Source organism: Chitinimonas sp., assembly GCF_041904975.1.
GTDB lineage: Bacteria > Pseudomonadota > Gammaproteobacteria > Burkholderiales > Chitinimonadaceae > Chitinimonas.
Genome location: NZ_JAYRLZ010000297.1, coordinates 1 through 4,905, shown reverse-complemented (window position 1 = coordinate 4,905; position 4,905 = coordinate 1). Strand labels below are relative to the sequence as shown.

Sequence of the window (4,905 nt, the reverse complement as noted above, 5' to 3'; positions counted from 1 at the left end):
ATTCTGGCCGAAGTGGTGCGCGCCAACGAGCTCAAGGCCACGCCAGAGCAGATTCGCAGCATTGTTCAGGAATTCGCCGACAGCTACGAGCATCCGGAAGAAGTGGTCAAGTGGTACTATGCCAGCAGTGACCGCCTCGAAGGGCCAGAAGCCATGGCGCTTGAGGACAATGTGGTCGAATTCGTCTTCGGCAAGGCCAAGACGGTAGACAAGACCCTGGCCTTCGATGAGTTGATGGGCCAGCAAGCCTAAGTCTTATCGCCGTGCCATTGAAAACGGGCTCGACCGCTCCAACCTAAGGGAGCAGGCCGGGCCCGTTTGCTTCCCGGCTACCCTTTCCAACCACGAGAACGCACAGGACAGCATGAGCAACTGGAATCCAGCCGACTGGACGCAGCGTCCAACCGAACCGCAAGCCCTGGGCCTCGTGCCCATGGTGATCGAGCAAAGTGGCCGTGGTGAGCGCGCCTTTGATATTTATTCCCGCCTGTTGAAAGAGCGGGTGATCTTCCTGGTCGGTCCGGTCGATGATGCGACCGCCAATCTGGTGGTAGCGCAGATGTTGTTCCTTGAGTCGGAAAATCCTGACAAGGATATTTCCCTGTATATCAACAGTCCCGGCGGTTCGATTTCGGCCGGTATGTCGATCTACGACACCATGCAGTTCATCAAGCCGCAGGTGTCCACCCTGTGTATCGGCATGGCTGCCAGCATGGGCGCCTTCCTGTTGCAGGCCGGTGCAAAGGGCAAGCGCTTTGCCCTGCCCAATTCGACGGTGATGATTCACCAGCCGCTCGGCGGCTATCAGGGCCAGGCGACCGATATCGAAATCCACGCCAAGTTCATCCTCAGCCTGCGCGAGCGCTTGAACCGCTTGATGGCCGAGCATACCGGCCGCACCGTCGAGGAAATCACCCGCGATAGCGACCGCGATAACTTCATGACCGCGCAAGAAGCCAAGGACTACGGCCTGATCGACCAGGTGCTGACTTCGCGTTCGGCGCTTGAATAGTCATTTCTTTCATCCGGGTCGGCCATGCGCCGGCCCGGTCCGTTTCATCATCCGCTCGACAGGGCTGGACCAATGGCGAGGTTGCCATGACCGATAAAGAAAAACTGCTGTACTGCTCGTTTTGCGGCAAGAGCCAGCATGAAGTACAAAAACTGATCGCCGGCCCGCAGGTATTCATCTGCAACGAATGTATCGAGCTGTGCAACGACATCGTCCGCGAAGAGCTCAATGCCAATGCCGGCGGCGCGGCCGGTGCCGGCAAGAAGGCCGACGGCAGCAAACTGCCGACGCCGGTGGAAATTCGCGAGACGCTCGATCAGTACGTGATTGGCCAGGACAAGGCCAAGAAAGCCTTGGCGGTGGCGGTGTACAACCACTACAAGCGCCTGGCGAATCCGGCTGCCAACAAGGGCGATGTCGAGCTATCGAAATCCAATATCCTGTTGATCGGGCCGACCGGCTCGGGCAAGACCCTGCTGGCGCAAACGCTGGCGCGGCTGCTCGATGTGCCTTTTGTGATCGCCGATGCCACTACGCTGACCGAAGCCGGCTATGTCGGTGAGGACGTGGAAAACATCATCGCCAAGCTGTTGCAAAAGTGCGATTGGGATGTGGAAAAAGCGCAACGCGGCATCGTCTATATCGACGAAATCGACAAGATCTCGCGCAAGTCCGACAACCCGTCGATTACCCGCGATGTGTCGGGTGAAGGCGTGCAGCAGGCCTTGCTGAAGATGGTGGAAGGCACGGTGGCCTCGATTCCGCCGGCAGGTGGTCGCAAGCATCCGAACCAGGAATTCCTGCAGGTCGATACCACCAATATCCTGTTCATCTGCGGCGGCGCCTTTGACGGCCTCGCCACCATCATCCGTCAGCGCTCGCAAAAGGGCGGTATCGGCTTTGGTGCTGCGGTGCAATCGAAAGACGATGGCCGTGCGGTTGGCAAGCTGCTGCGCGAGACCGAGCCGGAAGACCTGATCAAATTCGGCCTGATCCCCGAATTCGTCGGCCGCGTGCCGGTGGTGACCACGCTGGACGAGCTCGATGAAGCCGCGTTGATCACCATCCTGACCGAGCCGAAGAACGCGCTGGTCAAACAGTACCGCAAGCTGTTCGAACTGGAAGGCGCAGAGCTGGAAGTGCGCCAGGATGCCCTGGTTGCCATTGCCAAACGGGCACTGGCGCGCAAGACCGGCGCGCGCGGTCTGCGCTCCATCCTCGAAGGTGCCTTGCTGGAAACCATGTACGAGCTGCCTTCGCAGCGCAATGTACAAAAGGTGGTGATCGACGAGAACGTCATCGAGCACGATGGCAAGCCCATTATCGTCCTGTCGGATGATGCACAGGTGCAAGCTGCCTGATGTTTTGATGTTGTTGTACCCGCAATGTCCGCAAACCGCCCGCTAGGGCGGTTTGTTTTTGTTGATTCCGGTTGCGGTTGTTGCGTGAATTCGGTCAAGATGAGCCGCAACGTCGCAAATTCGCCACGCGGCGAATTGAAATCCGGCGAGTCTCCCCCATCTTCCAGTTATTGATTTTTTGCCCTGGATGACCACTATGTCCCAGCACACCGAACTACCCGCCCACCCGATCGACCTGCCCCTGTTGCCGTTGCGCGACGTGGTGGTGTTTCCGTATATGGTCATTCCCCTGTTTGTCGGGCGTCCCAAGTCGATACGCGCGCTCGAGTCTGCCATGGAGGCCGGCAAGCAGATCCTGCTGCTGGCGCAGAAGAATGCCGCCAAGGACGAGCCGGTAGCCGAGGATATGTATGACGTCGGCACTGTGGCGACCATCCTGCAAATGCTCAAGCTGCCCGATGGCACGGTAAAGGTGCTGGTGGAAGGCAGTCAGCGCGCCTTGGTGGAAAGCATCAATGAAGACGAAGGTTACTTTGTTGCCAATGCGCGCCCGGTACCGCTCGATGCGGTGGAAGACACCGAAACCGAGGCAATGCGCCGCGCCTTGCTGGCCCAGTTCGACCAATTCGTCAAACTGAACAAGAAGATCCCGCCCGAGGTGCTGACCTCGCTGTCCGGCATCGAGCGCGCTGGCCGCCTGGCCGACACCATTGCTGCCCATTTGCCGCTGAAGTTGGAGCAAAAGCAGGACATTCTGGAAATGTTCCATGTCGGTGAGCGGCTTGAGCATCTCTTGAAGCAGCTGGAGTCGGAAATCGACATCCTGCAGGTGGAAAAGCGTATCCGTGGCCGGGTGAAACGGCAGATGGAGAAGAGCCAGCGCGAGTACTACCTGAACGAGCAGGTCAAGGCGATCCAGAAAGAGTTGGGCGAAATCGAAGAGGGCGCCGAGCTCGACGAGCTGGAAAAGAAGCTCAAGGCCGCCGGCCTGCCCAAGGAAGCCAAGGCCAAGGCCGAGGCTGAACTGAAAAAGCTGAAGATGATGTCGCCGATGTCGGCTGAAGCCACAGTGGTGCGCAACTATATCGACACGGTGATCAATCTGCCGTGGAAGAAAAAGACCAAGATCAGCAAGGATCTGGCTGGTGCCGACTTGGTGCTGGAGCAGGACCACTATGGCCTGGAGAAGGTCAAGGAGCGCATTGTCGAGTATCTCGCCGTGCAACAGCGTGTCGACAAGCTCAAAGCGCCGATCCTGTGCCTGGTCGGGCCTCCTGGCGTGGGCAAGACCTCGCTGGGCCAGTCGATCGCTCGTGCCACCAACCGCAAATTCGTGCGCATGGCGCTCGGTGGCGTGCGTGACGAGGCCGAGATTCGCGGTCACCGCCGCACCTATATCGGCTCGATGCCGGGCAAGATCCTGCAGAGCATGAGCAAGGCCGGGGTGAAGAACCCGCTGTTCCTGCTCGACGAAGTGGACAAGATGGGCCAGGACTTCCGTGGCGATCCATCATCCGCCTTGCTGGAGGTGCTGGACCCGGAACAGAACCAGAACTTTGTCGATCACTATGTCGAGGTGGAATACGACCTGTCGGATGTGATGTTCGTGGCCACCGCCAACTCGCTGAATATCCCGGCGCCACTGCTTGACCGGATGGAAATCATCCGCCTCGCCGGTTACACCGAGGATGAAAAGGTCAATATCGCCGAGAAGTATCTGGTGCCCAAGCAAATGAAGGCCAATGGCCTGAAGGAAAACGAGCTGGTCATCCAGGAGTCGGCCTTGCGCGATATCGTGCGCTACTACACCCGCGAAGCCGGTGTGCGCTCGCTCGATCGTGAAGTGGCCAAGATCTGCCGCAAGGTGGTGAAGACCTTGCTGCTCAAGCCATCGGACAAGCGCGTCACGGTGAATGCAAAGAACCTCGACAAATACCTGGGGGTGCGCAAGTTCACCTATGGCCTGGCCGAGGAGAGCAATCAGGTCGGGCAGGTAACCGGCCTTGCCTGGACCGAGGTGGGTGGCGAGCTGCTAACCATCGAGTCGGTGGTTCTGGCTGGCAAGGGCAGCATCATCCATACCGGCACGCTGGGCGATGTGATGAAGGAGTCGATCCAGGCGGCGCTGTCGGTGGTGCGTTCGCGCGCCCAAAGCCTTGGTATCGAGCCGGACTTCTACCAGAAGCACGATATCCATATCCATATGCCGGAAGGCGCGACGCCGAAGGATGGCCCGTCCGCCGGTATTGCCATCACCACCGCCATGGTGTCGGTGCTGACCGGCATTCCGGTACGTGCCGATGTGGCGATGACCGGCGAGATCACCCTGCGTGGTGAAGTGTTGCCGATTGGCGGCTTGAAGGAAAAGCTGCTGGCGGCGCATCGCGGTGGAATCAAGCATGTGTTGATTCCGGAAGGCAATGCCAAGGACCTGGTCGATATCCCCGACAATATCAAGCAAAAGCTGGAAATCCACCCGGTGAAGTGGATCGACCAGGTGCTGGCACTGGCGCTGGAGCGTCAGCCGGTGCC

Annotated in this window: 3 protein-coding genes and 1 pseudogene; all 4 read left to right on the top strand. The window is 59.1% G+C overall.

The genetic code is table 11. The annotated features are described in order from the left end of the window. Positions 1–252 (top strand): annotated as a pseudogene (locus ACE3OH_RS19335) (trigger factor); the annotation flags it as partial. Positions 253–364: 112 nt separating this feature from the next. Beyond that, entirely contained in the window at positions 365–1,012 is a 648-nt protein-coding gene (clpP, locus tag ACE3OH_RS19330) for an ATP-dependent Clp endopeptidase proteolytic subunit ClpP (RefSeq protein WP_374357034.1), read from the top strand. 86 nt (positions 1,013–1,098) lie between these two features. Continuing rightward, a complete protein-coding gene (gene clpX / locus ACE3OH_RS19325) occupies positions 1,099–2,373 on the top strand; it encodes an ATP-dependent Clp protease ATP-binding subunit ClpX (protein WP_374357032.1) in 1,275 nt (424 codons plus the stop codon). A gap of 187 nt (positions 2,374–2,560) precedes the next feature. Beyond that, on the top strand, positions 2,561–4,905 hold a 2,345-nt coding region (gene lon, locus ACE3OH_RS19320; protein WP_374357030.1), incomplete at its 3' end, for an endopeptidase La.